The 18,357-nt window shown below is 40.9% G+C and carries 19 protein-coding genes, 1 tRNA gene, 1 rRNA gene and 1 pseudogene; 1 reads left to right on the top strand and 21 read right to left on the bottom strand.

Features of this window, described 5'->3' with window-relative positions; translation table 11 throughout:
- Positions 1–12 precede the first annotated feature (12 nt).
- A complete protein-coding gene (locus tag BM086_RS19110; protein WP_175560387.1) occupies positions 13–1,083 on the top strand; it encodes an alpha/beta hydrolase-fold protein in 1,071 nt (356 codons plus the stop codon).
- A gap of 63 nt (positions 1,084–1,146) precedes the next feature.
- Here BM086_RS19110 and BM086_RS19105 read toward each other — a convergent pair whose 3' ends face one another.
- The 21 genes and pseudogenes from BM086_RS19105 to BM086_RS19010 all read right to left on the bottom strand — a co-directional run.
- The gene (locus tag BM086_RS19105; RefSeq protein WP_092331519.1) at positions 1,147–1,851 is read right to left on the bottom strand and encodes a LytR/AlgR family response regulator transcription factor; all 705 of its coding nucleotides are present in this window, start codon (positions 1,849–1,851) and stop codon (positions 1,147–1,149) included.
- Positions 1,848–3,158: an ATP-binding protein gene (locus BM086_RS19100; protein ID WP_092331514.1), complete on the bottom strand. Its 1,311-nt coding sequence runs from the start codon at positions 3,156–3,158 to the stop codon at positions 1,848–1,850. Before BM086_RS19100 ends, BM086_RS19105 begins: the two co-directional genes overlap by 4 nt.
- Before the next feature lie 94 nt (positions 3,159–3,252).
- Positions 3,253–3,714 carry a hypothetical protein gene (locus BM086_RS19095; protein ID WP_092331510.1) on the bottom strand — a complete coding sequence of 154 codons (462 nt, stop codon included), beginning with the start codon at positions 3,712–3,714 and terminating at the stop codon, positions 3,253–3,255.
- Positions 3,715–3,737: 23 nt separating this feature from the next.
- Positions 3,738–6,689 carry a glycoside hydrolase family 3 C-terminal domain-containing protein gene (locus tag BM086_RS19090; protein ID WP_092331506.1) on the bottom strand — a complete coding sequence of 984 codons (2,952 nt, stop codon included), beginning with the start codon at positions 6,687–6,689 and terminating at the stop codon, positions 3,738–3,740.
- A gap of 540 nt (positions 6,690–7,229) precedes the next feature.
- Positions 7,230–7,691: a hypothetical protein gene (locus BM086_RS19080; RefSeq protein WP_141107796.1), complete on the bottom strand. Its 462-nt coding sequence runs from the start codon at positions 7,689–7,691 to the stop codon at positions 7,230–7,232.
- A 263-nt stretch (positions 7,692–7,954) separates the two neighbouring features.
- A complete protein-coding gene (locus BM086_RS19075) occupies positions 7,955–8,281 on the bottom strand; it encodes a MazG nucleotide pyrophosphohydrolase domain-containing protein (RefSeq protein WP_092331493.1) in 327 nt (108 codons plus the stop codon).
- A gap of 21 nt (positions 8,282–8,302) precedes the next feature.
- Positions 8,303–8,485 (bottom strand): winged helix-turn-helix transcriptional regulator, encoded by a 183-nt coding sequence (locus BM086_RS19070; protein WP_255367893.1) that lies wholly within the window; start codon positions 8,483–8,485, stop codon positions 8,303–8,305.
- A 63-nt stretch (positions 8,486–8,548) separates the two neighbouring features.
- Positions 8,549–9,700 (bottom strand): ATP-binding protein, encoded by a 1,152-nt coding sequence (locus BM086_RS19065; RefSeq protein ID WP_092331484.1) that lies wholly within the window; start codon positions 9,698–9,700, stop codon positions 8,549–8,551.
- Entirely contained in the window at positions 9,651–9,770 is a 120-nt protein-coding gene (locus BM086_RS22145; protein ID WP_242952272.1) for a plasmid recombination protein, read from the bottom strand. The genes BM086_RS19065 and BM086_RS22145 overlap by 50 nt, the downstream gene beginning before the upstream one ends.
- A 190-nt stretch (positions 9,771–9,960) precedes the next feature.
- Positions 9,961–11,685, bottom strand: a complete 1,725-nt coding sequence (locus tag BM086_RS19055; protein WP_141107795.1) for an ABC-ATPase domain-containing protein — start codon at positions 11,683–11,685, stop codon at positions 9,961–9,963.
- A 295-nt stretch (positions 11,686–11,980) separates the two neighbouring features.
- Entirely contained in the window at positions 11,981–12,157 is a 177-nt protein-coding gene (locus BM086_RS21125) for a hypothetical protein (protein WP_175560385.1), read from the bottom strand.
- A gap of 105 nt (positions 12,158–12,262) precedes the next feature.
- Positions 12,263–12,997 carry an AlkZ-related protein gene (locus BM086_RS19050; protein ID WP_092331471.1) on the bottom strand — a complete coding sequence of 245 codons (735 nt, stop codon included), beginning with the start codon at positions 12,995–12,997 and terminating at the stop codon, positions 12,263–12,265.
- Positions 12,998–13,018: 21 nt separating this feature from the next.
- Positions 13,019–13,319 (bottom strand): annotated as a pseudogene (locus tag BM086_RS22010) (hypothetical protein).
- A 367-nt stretch (positions 13,320–13,686) separates the two neighbouring features.
- Positions 13,687–13,833, bottom strand: coding sequence for a hypothetical protein (locus tag BM086_RS21120; protein WP_175560384.1), 147 nt, complete (start codon positions 13,831–13,833; stop codon positions 13,687–13,689).
- Entirely contained in the window at positions 13,830–14,402 is a 573-nt protein-coding gene (locus BM086_RS19040; RefSeq protein WP_092331467.1) for an AAA family ATPase, read from the bottom strand. Before BM086_RS19040 ends, BM086_RS21120 begins: the two co-directional genes overlap by 4 nt.
- A 191-nt stretch (positions 14,403–14,593) precedes the next feature.
- Positions 14,594–15,148: a GNAT family N-acetyltransferase gene (locus tag BM086_RS19035; protein WP_092331462.1), complete on the bottom strand. Its 555-nt coding sequence runs from the start codon at positions 15,146–15,148 to the stop codon at positions 14,594–14,596.
- 143 nt (positions 15,149–15,291) lie between these two features.
- On the bottom strand, positions 15,292–15,852 hold the full coding sequence (locus tag BM086_RS19030) for an NAD(P)H-dependent oxidoreductase (RefSeq protein WP_242952271.1): 561 nt from the start codon (positions 15,850–15,852) through the stop codon (positions 15,292–15,294).
- A gap of 242 nt (positions 15,853–16,094) precedes the next feature.
- Positions 16,095–17,414, bottom strand: coding sequence for an MATE family efflux transporter (locus tag BM086_RS19025; protein ID WP_092331454.1), 1,320 nt, complete (start codon positions 17,412–17,414; stop codon positions 16,095–16,097).
- Between the two features lie 93 nt (positions 17,415–17,507).
- Positions 17,508–17,717, bottom strand: coding sequence for a DUF6483 family protein (locus tag BM086_RS19020; protein ID WP_092331449.1), 210 nt, complete (start codon positions 17,715–17,717; stop codon positions 17,508–17,510).
- 165 nt (positions 17,718–17,882) lie between these two features.
- Positions 17,883–17,956 (bottom strand) — tRNA-Met (locus tag BM086_RS19015).
- 102 nt (positions 17,957–18,058) lie between these two features.
- A 23S ribosomal RNA gene (locus BM086_RS19010) occupies positions 18,059–18,357 on the bottom strand; the annotation flags it as partial.

Raw genomic sequence — 18,357 nt, 5'->3', positions numbered from 1 at the left:
GGAGAGGAAACTATGAAAAGAAAAATACGAAGCATCTTTGCTGCTGCCTTGTCAGTCATGGTCCTGTCAGGCTGCGGCAACAAAGCCCCAGAGCCTCAGGTCAGTTCTGCGGCCACAGAATACAAGTGGGAATTTGCCATGAAAAACACAGGTATCGATGAATTAAAAACTGAGTGTGACCAGAAGGGTTCAGTCGTATCCCTGGAGTACGACACTCCGGCTTATGCAGTCAATGATCTGCTGGGGCTTAATGAGACAATTCACAAAAAAATGAGTGTATATCTCCCTTACAACTATGACGAGTCACAAACGTACAATGTTCTTTACCTGCTCCACGGAACGGAAGGCGACGCAGATGGACCCATGGAAGATTTCTGGCTTGTACAGTGGGGTTCAGAAACCTTAAACGTACTGGACAACATGATAAAAAACGGACTTTGCGATCCCCTCATAGTTGTATGTCCCACCTACTATTCAAGGGTAGACGGTCATGAACTTGGAGATAACGAAGCAAAGGCACTTGCTGAAAAGAGAAGCGACAGCTATATTTATACTTCCGAAGCTGAAGACGGCGGCGAAGTCGACAACCCTCAGAACATTTGGCCTGTATACTTCGGCCAGGAACTCAGAAACAATATCATCCCCACTGTAGAGAGCACATATAGTACTTATGCAAGGAAAGATGTATCGGAATCGAATCTTGTGGCAACAAGAGATCACAGAGCATTCGCTGGATTGTCAAGAGGTTCCATGACAGTTGCCCGTTCTGGCCTTACCGATAATGCTGATATCTTCGCATATTTTGGCAACTATTCCGGAATATGGCAGGAGTTTGACACATTCAAGACAGCTCTTACACAAGATTATAAAGACTATCCTATTAAGTTCTGGTACAACGGAAACGGTAAGATGGACTTCGCAAAACCAAACCACGATGAATTCATGGATAAGGTAAAAGCTGAAATGCCCGATACCTTCACAGACGGAGAAAACTTCGCATATGTGGTTCTCAAGGATGGCGCGCACATATATAAGAGCTGGTTAGTGGATTTGTATAACTCACTGCTGGTTTTCTATAAATAATCACATATAAAAGATAAAAAGTGTCTTACAAGACTGTTGTAAGGCACTTTTATTTTGCTCAGGTCATTTTCTGTTATGAAACGCAGCAAGTGCGTCAATTAGAGGCTTCTTTTTGGATCTGCTGACACACAGCTCATTTCCGGCTACCGTTACCGTTCCGGCACTTACTCCCTCTACATAGGCGAGATTGACCAGACACGACTTGTCACAGGCAAAAAATTTGGGATCGCCCAGATCCTCTTCCGCCTGTTTTAGCGACCCCCTCACCCGGTAAACATCCTTTACAGTGTGATAATATACATCATGTTTGTTTACTTCCACATAAATAATATCATCCAGTTCAACTGTAATAGTGGCGCTTTCGGTTCGGATCATAAGCATAGGCCTAGTACTCTCGGGAACAAATCTCAGAGCTCTTTCAAGTTTCTGACTGAACCTTTCATACTTAAGCGGTTTTACTATAAAATCCGTAGCAGCAACTTCGTAGCCTTTAAGAGCATACTGGGCAAGATTTGTGACAAACAAAAGAACCACTCTCTCGTCCAGATCTCTTAGTTTCCTGGCCGCAGTCAGTCCATTCATCCCTGGCATATCAATATCCATCATCACTATGTCATATTCAGGTTTATAATTTGTCAAAAACAATTCAGGAAAAGCAAAATCGCTGACAATAAACTGTTCCTTAGATGTCTGCTCATATTTCTTCAGATATTCCTTAATTGTGCTTCTGATATTCTCATCGTCATCAATGATAGCTACTTTTTTCATTGTCTTTCCTCTTTGCCTTCCATGGGGATCAGTATATTCAGATAAAAGACATTATCCTCAGCTCTGGTATTCAGGCTCCCGCCGTATTTTTCGGCTATCATTTTTATACTGGAAACCCCATATCCGTGGTTAAACTCATCACCTGTGGTAGTTTTGGGAAGGCCGTCTTTAAACTGGAGACTTCCTTTAAATGCGTTTTCAGTCTGGATCAAAAGAAGCTGATTTTCCTGATGTATTCGAATATATATTGATCTTTTTGAATGATCCTCAAGGATTCTGACCGCATTTATTGCATTGTCTATGATATTCCCAAACATGACATAAAGATCAGTGACATCTATAAATGAGAGCTTGTCCCCATCCACCATGCACACAAAGTCAATATCATGCTTTTTACAGTAGCTGTTCTTTTCTGTAAATATGATGTCCAGAGTGTCATTCCCTGTATGAATCGCACTATCAAAGCTCTCCACCAGTTCCATAGCCTCTGAAATATGCTTCTGGTTATCCTCTCCTTTTGAAAGAGCCGAAAGCTGATATTTAAGGTCATGACATTTGCGGTTTATTGCGTCCACAGTGGACTTTGACATTTTATACTGTCTTTCTTTATCACTGATCAGCTTTTGTGCAATTTCAAGTTCATTATCCCGTCGGTCTATATGAGTGATATCAAACTGAACAAACACACAAAGTACACAGGCGATAAAATTCCATATTGTCTCAGCCAGCGCGTACCTTGTATGGCTGTGATGCATTATGTCGTCGTGGAGCATGCCCAGAGTCCAGGGCTGATTCATCAGAACAACTAAGATTCCAAAGGCTACAACTCTGATGGTTGCATTTTTGCGAAGCTGTGGAATACCAAAGCCTCTTCCTCCGAGGCAATGAAACCCCCAAAAAACAACTGCGTCGCATACAAAAATAAGTACATACCATAGAGCACTGACTTGGCCATTGGCATCATGTGCCAGATAATGTGGTGAAAAATACGATATCAGCGTATTAAGAAGACTTGATATCCGTTGGATAATATAACCTGCACTGACTATATACAGCACCTGAAGAATGTTGGTAACATAACACAAATACACATAAAGAAATGACACAAGCACTATCGGAATGTGAATAACAAGGATAGATGGCTGATAAAACGCTAAAATAACAGTGTATATAAGGGTGAGTACAGCGCATTTACAGGCGCCAGAAAAGAAATCTCTTCGTCTTTCAAGTCTGGCGCAGATCATCGTGGTAATGACCGCCATTTCCGATGCATATATAAACATGATAATGGAAAGTTGTAAGTTCATAATTGTCCTCTAAAAAATTTTACCGCAAACGGCTAACCAGTACAATACCGGCTAGCCGCACGTCATTTCAGTATACTTTTTTACTATTCTCAGATTACTGATGCTGAGGGATTGTGCTTACAACAGCGTGTGAGTTTGTATCAACCTGGATTGATGAGAAATCAGGCTGGAAGGAAGGAAGAATGTCAGCATCCTCAGCTGATGTAGCCACGACACCGTTCAGGTTCTGAACAGCACTTGTGGGTGCCTGAAGAGATACAGTCTTAATTCCGTCTGCATCAGCCTTTTCAGCTGTATACTTTCCTGTATAGAAGGTTTTTGTATAGAAAACGATAGCGCCTGAAACCTGGTTTACAAGGAATGTGTCCTCAAGAGTATATGTTCCGTCACCATTAAGTACCAGTCCGACATGGTTTGTTATAATGCAGTCTCCTTCATAACCGGCTTCAACCCAGTCAACTTCACCTGAGTAGTATTCAGCTGCAGAGCCGCTTCCGCATGCCGCAAGTGACATTACCATAACCATTGACAGTAGAATTGCTAAGAACTTTTTCATTTTTAATTTCTCCTTTTGTTTTATTATTTGTTTTCTATTTTTGTTACCTGTTTGTTTTTCTTCTTCAGTCCAAAGAAGATCAGAAGTCCTCCGGCAATTGCCAGAAGTGCTGCAAGTGCGCCAACTGCAAACTTCCATGGGGCAATGCCGTATGTTACTTTAGTTCCATCAGACATACCATTTACTGCATTGCTGTTAAGAGTAAGATAAGCGATGTTCTTTACAGCCTGACGCATTACCTGCTGTGTACTTGCGTTGTTTGTATCCTTAAACTTCGAAGGAAGTGTTGAAATGTTTGCAAGGATAAGGTCGTTTCCGTTGGACACAGCCTCCTCACAGTTCATGTACTCTGTTCCGTCGTAGTCAGTGATCACGCATCCGGTGAATCCCCACTCTCCGCGAAGCACTTCGTTAAGGAGCTCTGAACAGCCGCCTGTCCATACACCGCCGAGTCTGTTAAAGCTGGACATAACACCGATGGAACCGCGCATATTCTTGTGCTGCGTATTGCCATTTTCATCGAGATACTCAAGGTCTATAACAGGCTCTTTTACCGCAATCTCAAAGGCCTTGAGGTTTAGTTCTCTCATTGCCTGCTCGTTGGACCATACTGTAGGACCATTATCATCCCTGTGAGTCTCCACATCGTTGAGTGCAAAGTGCTTGACGTAGCAAGCAAATCCTTTCTGCGTTGCACCCTGTATTGTGCCTGCACAGGTCTTTCCTGAAACAAGCGGATCCTCTGAATAGTACTCAAAGTTACGTCCGCCGAATGCTGTTCTGTGAAGGTCATTTCCTGGTGCATACCACCCTGACACTTTACCAAGAATAGCTTCATTACCTACTGCGTTTCCATATTCTATTGCAAGATCAACGTTCCATGTTGCAGCAACCAGTGTTCCACAGCAGTTGAAGTTTCCGGAAGCAGAGAATCCGATTCCTCCATACTGCTTAAGTCCTGCAGGTCCGTCTGTGGCACCGCTCTTTGGCAGTCCAATGGATCCAAGAGGAACGGTTCCCTGGTTTCCAGCGCAGATCAGATTGTTCATATCCTTGACGCTGAGCTGATCAAGGAGTTCATCCCATCTGGGATCATCGTATGCAGCTCCTCTCAAAGCTATCAGCTGCAGCCCATTGTTTGCACCGGTTTTAGGGGCTGTGTCTGCTTCATCATAGTAATCAGGCTCGTAAGTACCCATTTCTTTTACCAGCTCATCCGAAGCCGTAAGATCTGCTGCCGTAGGAGCTGTCGGGAAGGTTCCTTTAAAATCCTTTCGACTGAGAATTGTCGCTTTTCCTTCCTCAAAGTGGTCGTTCATCCAGCCAAAACGCGTAACAGCTGCTTCAACTTTATGGTTCTGCTTCCACTCATCAGAATAGTTTACATATTCTCCGGTCTGTGCTTCTATCTCCGACTTTCTTGGGTTTGACTGGTCATAAACAATCTGTTCCGGAACGTTTAAATCCCATTCACAGTTATCTCCATAAATCTCATGTGCATTCTTTCTTACTGAAATAATGTAATTACCTTTATCAAGCACATAGCATCCTGCATTTTTGTAGTCGAATGATGCCATATCTTCTTCATTAAAAGACACCTGATAGTCTTTTGTCTCACCTGCATTTAAGAGGTCTGTCTTAACATATCCTGCAAGTACAACTTCCGCTTTTTCAACAGCACCGTCATATGGTGCATGGAAGTATACCTGGACAACATCTTTACCGGAAACAGATCCTGTATTCTTTACAGAAACGGTTACGGTAATCTCACCGTCCTCTTCCTGAACATCCTTGATCTGCTGCTCAAATGTTGTGTAGCTAAGCCCGTAGCCAAAAGGATAAACGACTGCTTCGTCATAATCTATGAAGTTATCAGCATCTGCAGTCTCATAATAGCGGTATCCAACATAGATGCCTTCCTCATACTCAACTGTGAATCCCTCATCAAGATTGCTGTAAGCTTTTGTCGTCGTATTTGGAAATGTTGGATCTTTGGTGAGATCTCTAGGCCATGTATCAACAGTATGACCTGAAGGATTAATCTGTCCTGCAAGTATTTCAGCCAGTGCGACTGTTCCTCGTGAACCTGGATAAGCGAGCCATACTATCGCATCCACATTCTCATCATCGTTAAGTTCTCCAAGCTCCATTACGTTTGAGCTGTTCACTACAACAACGACATTTTCAAAGTTCTCTTCAACGTGCTTTAAGAGTTCTTTTTCCTCATAAGTCATCTCCAGCTGATGCTGACCGTTCTCATAATTTTTGGTCTCTGCCACGTCTTTTGACATCGCAGTCTCCCCTGATGAAATAGAACCTTTGAGGTCAGTTGCAAAATCAAAGCCCTCACCGCCCTGTCGTCCGATGACAACAATAGCTGCATCACTGTACTTTCCGTAGGACCCTGTAACACTTGTTGTATAGTAGCTCATTGGAAATTCTCCAATGTAATAAGTTGTTGCATCCAACTTATCCATGGCGTTATAGCCCTTTTCAACCTTATCAAGGTTATCAGCGTAAAGCTTTGTCAGCGTGTCGTTGACCATAAAGCCCTGATCGCCAAGCGCCTGTGCCATGGGTGTGCACTGTCCTTCATCTCCGGCACCTGATCCTGTTCCGCCCCAGGCCGTATCAACACTGCGTCTTCCGAAAAGCGAAACACTTTCATTTCCCTTAAGCGGAAGAATCCCGTTGTTCTTCATAAGTGTGATACCTTCTTCAGCGATACGCCTTGTCACGTCTTTCGCTATCTCATCAACACCCTCCGGATCTGTTTTATCAGGTGAATAGTACTCTGTATCCCAGTTTTCACTGCCGGGCTTTGTCACAACCTTGGGTTTACCCATACCGACATAAGTATCAAGTACGCCGGCGAAAAAGTTTGCAACTGCCACAACAGCCACTGCAAGTACTAAAAGAACGCTGCCAATGGCAGTCATCACCTTGCCGGAACCGCTCATTCCTTTCTTTTTCATTGCTTCTCTCCTTTGAAATATTATTGATATAACGTCAGTATAGGTACAGCAAATAAAGCAGACAACGGATTCGGCACTAACGGTAATAAAATTGGCATCAACTGCAAACACTCATCAAAAAAGCGCAAGTATCTGCAAATAAAAAAGCATGTTGCTCGCAACATGCTCGCGCCGAGCGCGGTTGCATTTATGCAACTTATACCATACGCGCGAGTGCGCATCTATAGCGGAGCGTTTTTTTGTTTCAGAGGAATTTCCTCTGAAATAAAAAAACCACCTGCCTGACCGGGCAGATGGTTTATAAAAAAATGTTATCTATCTTTGGCTTATATATTCCGAAAGCCACATTCAGTTTAACTGCGTCGTCATTCGGTCATCAACAGGACAGGCATGATATGTCAATAATCCGTCATCAACTGTCAAAAGGTTATGAGTCAAACTGTAACGTTCCCAATGAACGCCCTTATGATTCAAAAGAACCAGTCGTTTGTATGGATGAAAAGCCATTACAGTTACTCGGAGAAGTGCGTGAGCCTCTTCCTATGAAGCCTGGCGAAACAGCAACACCTGCGCAATTGCATTTTTAGGTTTGCCAATAATTGCATATCTGAATACCAGCTCTTCGATCACCGGAGCAAAAATGCATCCCTGGATCACGGTCAGATAGGTCGGAACCACTGTCATCTGTTCTTTCACACTATCATTATTCTGAGGAAGAATATCCCATCCAAAATAACTGCTTCCCCAAAGAAGCAACCCCGTTAATAGTAAATCCAAAATCAGCCATATCAGCAATTTTACATAAAAGGATTTAGTTTTCAGTATAGAAGAAAACTCCTTCCATTCTGATCTGATCTCTTTCCAAAAAATGGCAATGATCAAAGGAAATATAATAACATATACCAGAAATGAATCCCATTCAGGCCCTATGTAGCCTTTGAGCAATTCCCACAATCCAAAATTTATCAGGTAAAAAGATGCGATAGCCAGTAATCTCTTCAAGTTAACACCTCTTATCATACCTTTTCTACTCTATTTTTAGAAATCATCCTCCCCATCACATTTCACTTCGAATCACTTGCTTGGTTCTTTAAATTGTACAGCGCTGGATGGTAATTCTTTGTCGCTTGCAATAGTATCTATACTTCCTTTGAGAGTTCCCTTATATTCTATATTCCACATCTATTTAATCTAGCCTTTCTAGGTTTCTTCTTCCATTCATGATTCATTCCCACCAAGTGAGCTTGTCAAAATTGCTTTCATAGTCACCATCTCTCCATATTCTTTTTATACTTTTCGGAATATGACTGTTTCAATTCTTCTGCCGAAATGCCATAGCAAAGCAGCACATCATTGTAATACATAAGAACATCTGCCATTTCTTCTACTAAGTCATTTCTGAGTTTCGCATCAGAGCAAGCTTTTGTTCCACCATTTTTCTTAACGATGTCTATGACTTCTCCAATCTCTCCTACCATCCAGAGAAGTTTATTCTTTCCCGTCTCCGGACCGATAGATTCCCATTTATCCTTGTACTTTTCTTGTAAATTTCTTTGCATGTCCTGCATTTCATTTATTGTAAAATCTTCCACCCAAACCACCTACTTCTTATATTATTTCACAAGCCACGATCCTGTCTTCTTTGATCCGATTCTTTCAATCACACCTTCGCCCAGCAATTCCTTCATTAGCATTTGTACCGTCCTTCTGGATTTATTCATCATCTCTGACAGTTCTGCTTGTGTCAATGAAGGATTCTCTTTAAGAAGCAGCAATAGATGTTCTCTATCCGACATCATGCTTTTCTGCGCTTTATTTTGCGCTTTATTTTGCGCTTTATCATAGGCATAATTGAGATTTCAAAACGTAAGGAAGAAATTATAACCATCCGTATAAAACACAGGCTTTAGTTCTTCCTTATATCGTTCTTCTGCCTCATATGCGTCAAGAATTTTCTTAAATCCACTACCTCGACGCTCCATAAGCCGCATTCTTCCAAAAACATCCGCAAGAATCGGGTTTCGTAGTTTTGATGGCACGTGTCTTATATCCAGCAATTGAACTTCAGAGCCATCAAACATTCCACCGGGATTTGTGATGACAATCCTGTCATCGTAGATATCTACCTGGCTGTGAGCACCTGTCTGAAGATAACTCCTATGAATAAGAGCGTTAACCAATCCCTCTTCCAATGCCCGTTCCGGATAATCTGGCAACTCCACGCGTTTATCACTGTCTTTACGCCACCCTTTTTTTGTATTATTTTTTATAAATGCCATTGTGCTGTCATAAAGTTCTATTAGGCCGCCTGTATATTCCGCATCATCAAGCGCCAATGAAAGACGCGTTGCTTTCAGATATCTTTTCCTAAGTGACTCAAATGTAAGCTTCTCTCTTGGAATATCAGATGTCATTTCATCATATGATGTTCCCGTACTTTTTATAATGAATTCAGTAAGTTCAAACCCAGTAATTTCTTTTTTTACACTTCCGGTTCGATAATAATATCTACCGTGCAGATTTAACGGAAGCTTTGATTTCTTTACTTCGATTTGAATATACTTCTTTTTATCTTTCGTTCTAAGATTAACGTCACATGTCATACCAAAGGCCGCAGTAATCTTGTTGGGAATATCCTCCAACAACTTTTTTACAATCTTTTCTTCTAATCCAAGGACGTTATCATTGTCATCAATACCAATATAAAGAGTTCCACCCTGTGCATTGGCATAACCACAGATCCATTCGAGATATTTATCCTGCCATGACTCTTTCCACTCGACAACCTGACTTTCCATAGCGCTCTGTGCTTTTAGCTCTGCTATGGTACGGTTACCACCAATGGTTGTACCGTTAAGTACCGGGAACAGTCCCTTCTGAGAGTGCTGATCCATGTATTCCTGTAGTACCCTGTGGAACACATTCATCTCAGTCATATTCATATGTTCTTTGGCACAAACCTTAACCCTTGGTTCCTTGTCGGGATGCTTTTCGTTCCACTTTTTTTTCATCTACTATGGGGATGAAGAGGAAGTGCATATGTGGAGTAGTCTCGTCCATATGTACATATGCCGATATCACGTTCTTTTCCCCATATCTTTCTGATAAAAACTTGTAAGATAATTCAAAGAACTGTTTTATCGTAAGCGCAAAATATTTAGGCGGATAGCTACCGCCTAAATATTTCGCGCTTACCTTTGATGATACCTATATCCAAACGCCTAAAAAGATGATTTCTGAAGAATCATCCTCAGAAATCCTCTTAATATCACTAATTTTGATCTTCCGATAATCTTGTGAAACTAACTCCTCGCATTCTGTTGATGCAGCACCATGCGTCAATTGGCCTTATCTCACTATAAAAGCTTTGTCCAGCCCCGCCTGTGCGGAATTCTCCCCTCGCATCTTCGAAACCAAGGGTGCGGTTAGTGTAGTAAACAAGCTTACTGATAAGTTCATCGGAATCTCCTTCTTTGTCTGTAAGAGTTTTTTCCATAACGCTCATAAGCGTGTTTAGCCTTTCCGGTGTGGTGAGCGCTGTTAAGCTTGTGATGTCGGCGCTGTAATCGTCCAAAATAATTTTCTTCTCATTTTCCGTTATGGCTGATCGGAAATAGAGAAACTCCTGTGTTGTTGCTTTGGGAATTAGTCTTCGCGAATCTCCCCACATTGCTGCAGCAGTCTCAGATCTTTTATCTATTCCGAAATAACTGATCTGTTCCGTAATATCCCTCGCTTCATAATCTTCCATAAGTATAACCGTGTCAGCGTATGCCAGATACTCCGCCGAACCTCCGATGACTAAAATCATGGACATTCCAACTTTTTTATTCAGTTCCTCAATTCTGTCCGTAAAAGGAATAATGGGTTCATCGGGAACTATCTTTCGCATGACCTTGTCGCGAATCATAAAATTCGTGGCGCTCTTATCTTCATCGATCAAGATCAGCTTAACGCCGCAGCCGATTGCCTCAACTATGTTTGCGGCTTGAGATACGCTTCCGCTGGCATGCCTTGTACTGAAGTGGCTCAAATCTATATTGCCACTTAGTCTGTGAAAAAAAGGCTTCAGATCCACATTTTCAACAGGGCGCCCGTCCTCTGCGTTTGTCTTTAGTGCCGACCTTTCTGAAAGAACATACTCTCTTCCGTCTCCCGGTGTATGATCATAAATCCCGAGCTCTATTGCATCCAGCAACGTGCTTTTGCCAGAGTATCCGCCGCCGGTTATTACAGTTATTCCCTCTTTAATTCCCATACCGGTTATGAAATCGCCATCATCTGTTGTAATACTTACTCTTAAATTATCAGGCGATTCAAATGGTTTTGCATCAGTCATAGGCTCATCTGTACCGTTATGCCTGGGCAATATACTTCCGTCAGCCACAAAGGCGCACAAATGATTGTTCTTCATAAATTTACGGATACTTCTTTGATTGATGAATGTCTTCTGCCAACTTTCAAGCTCCTCCTTGTTGATATTGGCAAGTGCTGCATCAACATGTTCGAGTATATCCTTCACCGCACGAAATGCAGACTTCGAGTTGACAGATGTGCCATTTATCAGCGGCACATTAAAGCTCATCTGAAGAACAAAACTATCAAGCTCACTGTTATAAAGGCAACCGCTTTTTTTGCCCATACAGCCATCTGGTGCCTGAATAGCGAACTTTGCCTTTTCTCTGTCATCTTTTTTGTCATTTATGTATTCCTTACCAAGCTCCGACATGACAGGAAAAAGGTGATATAAAATGTAGTTGGAAGTCGGTATCGCACAATCTTCTTTATCGCAAACAATATATTCTCGTGAAATACCAATACATAAAAACATCTTTTCCGGATTTCTAAAACCAGTCCCCCTAAACCAAAAGCTGAGCTCTTGGTACGCAAATACCTTTTCTTCATCTTCATTGCCGGCATGAGTGTTATACAGCCAATGCAAACAAGACTTGTTCTTCCCTTGGCAACTCATAATTACTGACTTAAATTTGTTCAATCGATCATCCTTCTTTCTCTCTGAATTTGTAACCAAAAGCAGAAAAGGACGATTCTATTAAACAAAAAACGCACCCGAACTTGTCGGATGCGCGTTAAATCACTTTATTATAACTTCGGTGTGATTAACATGTCATAGACTGTATTCGGTAATAAAATCGTCTTATATGATTTTCTCATATTAATCACCCCTTTCATTGGTATTTGCTATTTGATTACGTGGATATAATATCTCAAATTCGCTAAGAGTTCAAGATATAAAAAATTTTCATATAATTCGTATATATACTTATCTGTTACGCAGCAATCATTTTAAATCCGTATAAAAGTCCCTTTGCTCTCATAAGGTCACTAAATGTTCCACGCTCCTGTATCCTTCCGGATTTCATGACGAGAACTTCATCCGCCTTATTAAGCGTCGCATCATTGATACGGTGTGTGATCATGATTACAGTTACACCCTCAATGTTCATGATAAGTTCTTCAATATAGCGCTCCGCTTCCCTGGAAAAAAGAGCTTTAAAGTCTTGCTTTTGGTATTTAAAATAACCTGTTTTTTCGGCACAAACGTATCGTGTTTACACTCGCCTACCAATGAGCAGCCTCTTTATCTGCGAATCCGTGGTCACAGGATATATCTCTTTTATATGGTCAGAGATAGCTTTTCCAGAGTCTTCCGGGTTTTCGCCGTACCTTGAAGTCACATATTCATAGCTCCAGATTGCTTCAGGCTTAGAGTAAACAGCTATTGGCCAGCCGTAAAACTCGCCCTTCTTATTCTTCCTCTGCCTGAAATCCTTTACACATAGATATGTTTTCATCTGAAGGTCAGTAATTGTGCCTTCAAATCCTTTATCGCCGCCTTTTCCAAATCCGGCTCTTGCCTTGATCTCATTGGAAAAAATTTCGCCATCTTCCTCGAAAAGATCCATTATCTTTTTCTGGCGCCTTGAAGCTTTTTCGTCATCCCAGAGTGCATCGAAATCGTAGCCATCACGGCGCAGGTTCGCAAAATACGGAAGCCACTTTTTTGAAATGAACCCCGCCTTCTTTTCAAAGAACTTGCCATAAGCGACTTCTTTGCTCCGAGCTATGATCTCACGCCATTCCCATGGGTCCACCTTCGAATCTCCGCACCACCAGTAGCTTGAAACCGTTCTCTCTTCCAGGGAAAAACCCGGAATATCATTTTTAAATAAAGGCAAAAAACCTGTTTCATTTATGTAGTCTATTGCCTCGTGTACAGTATGGATGCATTCCGGGTCGTTCCAGTCCACACCATACATGATCCACGTTCCATTCTCGTTTCCCATAGTCAGTTAACCCCAAGGATTTTAATCTTCTCCAACAAGATGCACAATCTCTGCTTTATGACCAACTGCAGGCAAAAAATTCTCAAAAATATCAGCAGTCTTTAGCTTCAGACTAGATGTATTAACGCAGGGATGGCAGCCTATGTATTCTTCTTCCTTAACATCCTCATCCACGAGAAGTCTCACAAGCATCCATAGTCATGGCAGGCTCATGGTCTACTCTCTGGTATTCTATTCCAAGGCTATCCAAAACATCATAGACTCTCATCTCTCTGGGTAGCCTATCATCAATTTTTTTAGGTCTTCCGTTAAATAATTCCATCTTCAAACCTCATAATCTAAACAGCTTCTGATTTTTGTATAAGGTCTGACCTTAGAATCAGCAACTGCCACATGCTTTACCATTCTCTGTATGTTGGTTTCCTAATAATGCGACACATTTTTTTCACAATGTTTTAAGCTTCTTTTAAAGTTCGTACCTTAAGATAAGAATATCAAGAAGAACATACCACTTCTTGATATCCACACACAACACTTTTTCATTCATAACACACATCCCTTCGGTCCCCACACGCCGAAGGGGTCTCCCTAACACAATGCCGCAACATTTTTTCATATAAAAGATGCTGCGGCTTCATATATGTAATCATAACAAAGTTGTCTTTTTCCTTTTCACAAAAAGCTATATTCTACAATTTTTCAAATACATCTTTAAACTTTCCTTCAAGGAAATGACGGTAGTCTGGCTGATTTTCAGCCTCTTTATACTCTTGAATTCCTGTCTTCTCACATATCATAAACATAAGTATTTCATAATTTGGTTCTGCATGTCTCACAAAAAATCACTCTTGTCATAGCACCCATACTCATCCAAAACTATTTCAGCTACCATCTCATCTACATTTTTACCAGTATTATCATACAGATGTCCGATGTTTTCCGGCATGGAATCAAGCTCTCTTTTCAAAAACTTAGCACGCTCGATCATATCCAGGTCACCTCGGTTTCTGATTCTTTTCTCTATCACATCTTCACTGGCAGTAAGAACTATATAGAAAAGCTCAGCATTATTCTTTGCTGCAAGTTCTTTTACCCTTGGAAGTTCATTCTCTATCACATAATCAATCAAAACATCTAATCCCTGCTGCAGAGCCCTGTCTGCAGTTGCGATTATGCAATCCCAATTGAACTTTAGAATATCTTCCCATAGCACTTGATCAGAAACTTCTCCGTCAACAAAGAAGCTGTGTTTATCTTCTGCTTCCACAAATCCAGCATGAAAATCATCGCCGTGTATTACATACACCGTCTTTTTATTCTCATCGACAAGGTGCCTTGCATATGCATCAACAAATGTTGACTTTCCACAACCACAAGGCCCTGAAACAAATATTATCTTTGCCATTAGTTTATTCTTTATAATCTCCTGTTAGTATTCTCTCTATTTTTCTCGCCACAATTGTTCACTAGTGTGCTGGCTTGTTCATATTTAATCAAATGACGAAGAATATCATTTCATAAGCAAGGATGATAAATCGCAGGTAATGCGGGCATTGTCAAGATTTTCAGACGTAGCATATGAAATTGAGATACAAGTTATTTGACTGAATATGAGCTAGACAGTACACTAGCCTCTGTAAGGTAAATATAATCTGGGCTTCTGTCTAATTTCTTTTCCATCAGAAGGAATCTACCCTTACGCCAATCGGCAATCCCACGTTGTACATATCCGTTTTTCTCATAAAGTCTCAATGCATAAGGATTCTGAGTGAATACATCAAGCCTTACTGAATCATATCCTGCTTCAATAAGCTGTTTCTCAATATGGCTTAATACTGCATTTCCAATTCCATTATGCTGAAAAACTGGAGAAACACAGAATCTATGAATGATACAAGGCTTTTTATTCTCCCATTCACATTTAAGATACTCATCATCAAATTCTTCACTAATAACATATATTGCAGCAAGCAAATCATCATTTATTGCCAAATAAAGTGTTTCCTTTTTTATATCTTCTTCAAAGTCTTCACAGACCGGATATATTTCATCCCATTGTTCTATTCCCTGCTCTGCCATGAGTTGCTTTGCCGCTTCTATCATGCTGCATATTTCCGTCAAGTCCCCCATTGTAGCTAATCTATAGTGCATTTATCTTTGTCTCCTCCAAACCCAACATTTTAGAAAACTTATGAATTATCATACCTTTTTTCGGACAAAATAAAAAGCTACTTAGCTACTAGAAAAAATGTTTAGATGAGTCTGCAATCTGTCCTGAGACATACATTAAATACTCATCTTTTATGGTCATATTTACTGATAGCTTCATTTATAATTGTTTCTGAGTCTGCTCCAATTATATCAAGGCCGTTTGCTTTAATCAGCTCTACATCTTCAATTCCATAAAAATTCTGAGCAAGAGCTTTTATATAGCCAAATCCAAACTCCTCCGGAACATAGTTACCGCCCGCTGTCATGACATAATATAACTTTTTTGCTTTGCATAGACCTTTGGGAAATCCCTCAGGTGTATATTCAAAAGTGACTCCAAGCACGTTTATGGTTTCGATATACTGTTTTAGCATTGCTGGAAAAGACAAATCCCAGTAAGGCGCCGCTATCACAATGATACCTGCTTGTGAAAACTGCCTAGCTAGCGCAAACATGTCATCATCATAAGCCCCTTTTGCAATCAGCTCATCCCTCTTTTTAAGATTCGCCTCATCCATAACATCAAAAGAAATCTCCTCAAGGGATACGCAGACCACATCTTCATTGAGTTTTTCCAAAATAGCTTCTGCAATCCTCTTAGTTCTAGAATCTTTTCTAACACAAGCATCCACAAAAAGAATCATTTTACACTCCTCAAGTTGCTGATATGCCATCGCACATAGCTTTCATAATAGCTCATTTCTATCATCATCCAAAGACGGCTCCAATTACAGTAACAATCACTAAGATTACATACTGAAGCGTAAAAAGCCGTAGAGATAACAACGCCTCTATCATTCTATTAATACCCTTTATTCTCTCGTCTATCAATAGATATAACCAGGCAACAGATTTATTCAGTGCTTCAATATACTTGTTTTACTGACTATACTCCAATCTTAAGCCATTTTCCTTTGAAATAGTAAATTATAAATACTATTGAGCTTACTGACCATGTCAGTGGATAAGCCCAGAATATCACGTTTACTATGGGGATAAGGCGCACACTTATTGTAATGTAGGTTATTCTTAGAAGACACCAGCTAGATAACATTACAATCATCGGAACCGTCGTTTTTCCTGCTCCTCTGTATATGCCAGCCAGGCAGTGACTCAAGGCAAGAAGACAATAGAAAAGACTCTCTGTTCTGGCCTGGGTTGTTCCTATTGCAATAACCTCTGTATCACCTGAGAACATGCGAAGAAATATGGGGGCAAGGGCAAATACTATTACGCCAATCATCTCTGCACATGAGATTCCAATTGCACTTCCGATGACAGCACCTTTCTTAACTCTTTTAATTTCTCCAGCCCCAAGATTCTGACTTACAAATGTGGTAAGGGCCATGCACATACATGTGATTGGTAAAAAGACAAATCCCTCAAGTTTAAAATAACTTCCACAGCCTGCCATAGCTACAGAACCGAAAGCATTAATATTTGACTGTACAACCACATTTCCGATAGCAATAACGCTATTTTGTATTCCAGTTGGAAAGCCTATTTTCAGTTCTTTTCCCAAGGTGGCTCTATCAATACGAAGCCTATTGATAAAGATCCTGTGAGGGCCTTCCACCATGGTAAGCTTAACAAAAGCAAAAGCCGCACTTACGAACTGGGCAATAATTGTCGCAAGAGCTGCTCCCTTGATACCAAAGCCCAAAAACTTTACAAAGGTAATATCCAGTATCGTATTAAGGACTGTACTGACAATCAGGTAGTACAGAGGTCTCTTGGAATCTCCCATTGCCTGAAACACACCACAGCACGCACTATACAATATATTTCCCAGTCCTCCCAGGAAGTATATCTTAAAATAAAGCACTGAGTTTGGCATTACATCAGTTGGTGTACCCATCCACTTAAGGAGCGTTGGAGTGAAGAAATATCCCCAGACCGTCATTACTATTCCCATTAGAATAGCAAAAGCAATACCTGTATGTGATGCGATAGATACACCTTCATGGTCACCTGCGCCGTATTTTTTACCGATAATAACGCTATTCCCCATAAACAAACCATTTATAAAGCCTACCATCAAAAATATAAGACTACCAGTAGTACTAACGGCAGCCAGAGCTTCTTTCCCCAATACATTTCCTACAACAACCGAATCCACAACATTGTAGAGCTGCTGCAGAAGCTGCCCAAAGAATAGTGGAATTGCAAACTTTATTAAATTCTTAGTAATTGAACCTTTAGTCATAGCTTCATCGCTTTCAGCCGCCTATCATAATGCTGCATGATGTTCCTATCAGCAAGGACTTTGTATAATGCATTAAAATCATCCATAGGCACTTCATATTTCTGTGATGTCATAGAGCCTGTTTTCCGCTTCATTAATGAATCCGGCATTCACCATGCCGATTAACTCATTAAGCGTTTGTTCTTCTTCGGAGTCTTTTAACAGTTCTGCTGATGGTGAAACTGTATCTATGTTAAAAATCATCTTCAATACCGCTCTTACCATTTCATTTATAAGTCTCATTACATAGTCTTGTTCAAACAATATATTTTTCCTTTCTGCAATCCATAGTAAACAGCGCTTACGTTTTTTCCCTATTCTATAGCTGCCACCTCTGATTCTTTTTGCGGCATAATCCCTTAATCTGTCATTATTATTCTATAACAAAAAAAGAGAAAATAGCCAGTAATGACTTTTTCTCTTCTATAGTAGCGGGGACAGGATTTGAACCTATGACCTTCGGGTTATGAGCCCGACGAGCTTCCAGACTGCTCCACCCCGCGTCAATAAAAGCTATGCACGATAAAATGCATGACCAAAAATATTTATATCTTCAAAACCGAACACTGACTATTCTAAATCCTTTTCCCTATACATCTTATCTTTTGGATAAGCCCTCGACCTATTAGTACACATCAGCTGAACGTGTTACCACGCTTACACCTTGTGCCTATCTTACCTCGTACTCTCCAAGGGGTCTTACTGACTTGCGTCAGGGATATCTCATCTTGAGGGGGGCTTCACGCTTAGATGCCTTCAGCGTTTATCCCTTCCGGACGTGGCTACCCAGCCTTATGCATCTGGCGATGCAGCTGATACACCAGCGGTCCGTCCATCCCGGTCCTCTCGTACTAAGGACAGCTCCTCTCAGATATCCTACGCCCGCGCCGGATAGGGACCGAAC

The sequence above is a fragment of the Butyrivibrio sp. YAB3001 genome (genome assembly GCF_900112195.1).
GTDB lineage: Bacteria > Bacillota > Clostridia > Lachnospirales > Lachnospiraceae > Butyrivibrio.
The sequence above is the reverse complement of the archived record's forward strand: the minus strand, read 5'-3'. Positions and strand labels throughout refer to the sequence as shown.

What these genes read in the sequence shown, in the direction of transcription:
- BM086_RS19110 (WP_175560387.1), top strand. Translation starts at nt 13, where the DNA reads ATGAAAAGAAAAATACGAAGCATCTTTGCTGCTGCCTTGTCAGTCATG.
- BM086_RS19105 (WP_092331519.1), bottom strand. Translation starts at nt 1,851, where the DNA reads ATGAAAAAAGTAGCTATCATTGATGACGATGAGAATATCAGAAGCACA.
- BM086_RS19100 (WP_092331514.1), bottom strand. Translation starts at nt 3,158, where the DNA reads ATGAACTTACAACTTTCCATTATCATGTTTATATATGCATCGGAAATG.
- BM086_RS19095 (WP_092331510.1), bottom strand. Translation starts at nt 3,714, where the DNA reads ATGAAAAAGTTCTTAGCAATTCTACTGTCAATGGTTATGGTAATGTCA.
- BM086_RS19090 (WP_092331506.1), bottom strand. Translation starts at nt 6,689, where the DNA reads ATGAAAAAGAAAGGAATGAGCGGTTCCGGCAAGGTGATGACTGCCATT.
- BM086_RS19070 (WP_255367893.1), bottom strand. Translation starts at nt 8,485, where the DNA reads ATGTCGGATAGAGAACATCTATTGCTGCTTCTTAAAGAGAATCCTTCA.
- BM086_RS19065 (WP_092331484.1), bottom strand. Translation starts at nt 9,700, where the DNA reads ATGAAAAAAAAGTGGAACGAAAAGCATCCCGACAAGGAACCAAGGGTT.
- BM086_RS21125 (WP_175560385.1), bottom strand. Translation starts at nt 12,157, where the DNA reads ATGAACATTGAGGGTGTAACTGTAATCATGATCACACACCGTATCAAT.
- BM086_RS19050 (WP_092331471.1), bottom strand. Translation starts at nt 12,997, where the DNA reads ATGGGAAACGAGAATGGAACGTGGATCATGTATGGTGTGGACTGGAAC.
- BM086_RS19040 (WP_092331467.1), bottom strand. Translation starts at nt 14,402, where the DNA reads ATGGCAAAGATAATATTTGTTTCAGGGCCTTGTGGTTGTGGAAAGTCA.
- BM086_RS19035 (WP_092331462.1), bottom strand. Translation starts at nt 15,148, where the DNA reads ATGCACTATAGATTAGCTACAATGGGGGACTTGACGGAAATATGCAGC.
- BM086_RS19030 (WP_242952271.1), bottom strand. Translation starts at nt 15,852, where the DNA reads ATGATTCTTTTTGTGGATGCTTGTGTTAGAAAAGATTCTAGAACTAAG.
- BM086_RS19025 (WP_092331454.1), bottom strand. Translation starts at nt 17,414, where the DNA reads ATGACTAAAGGTTCAATTACTAAGAATTTAATAAAGTTTGCAATTCCA.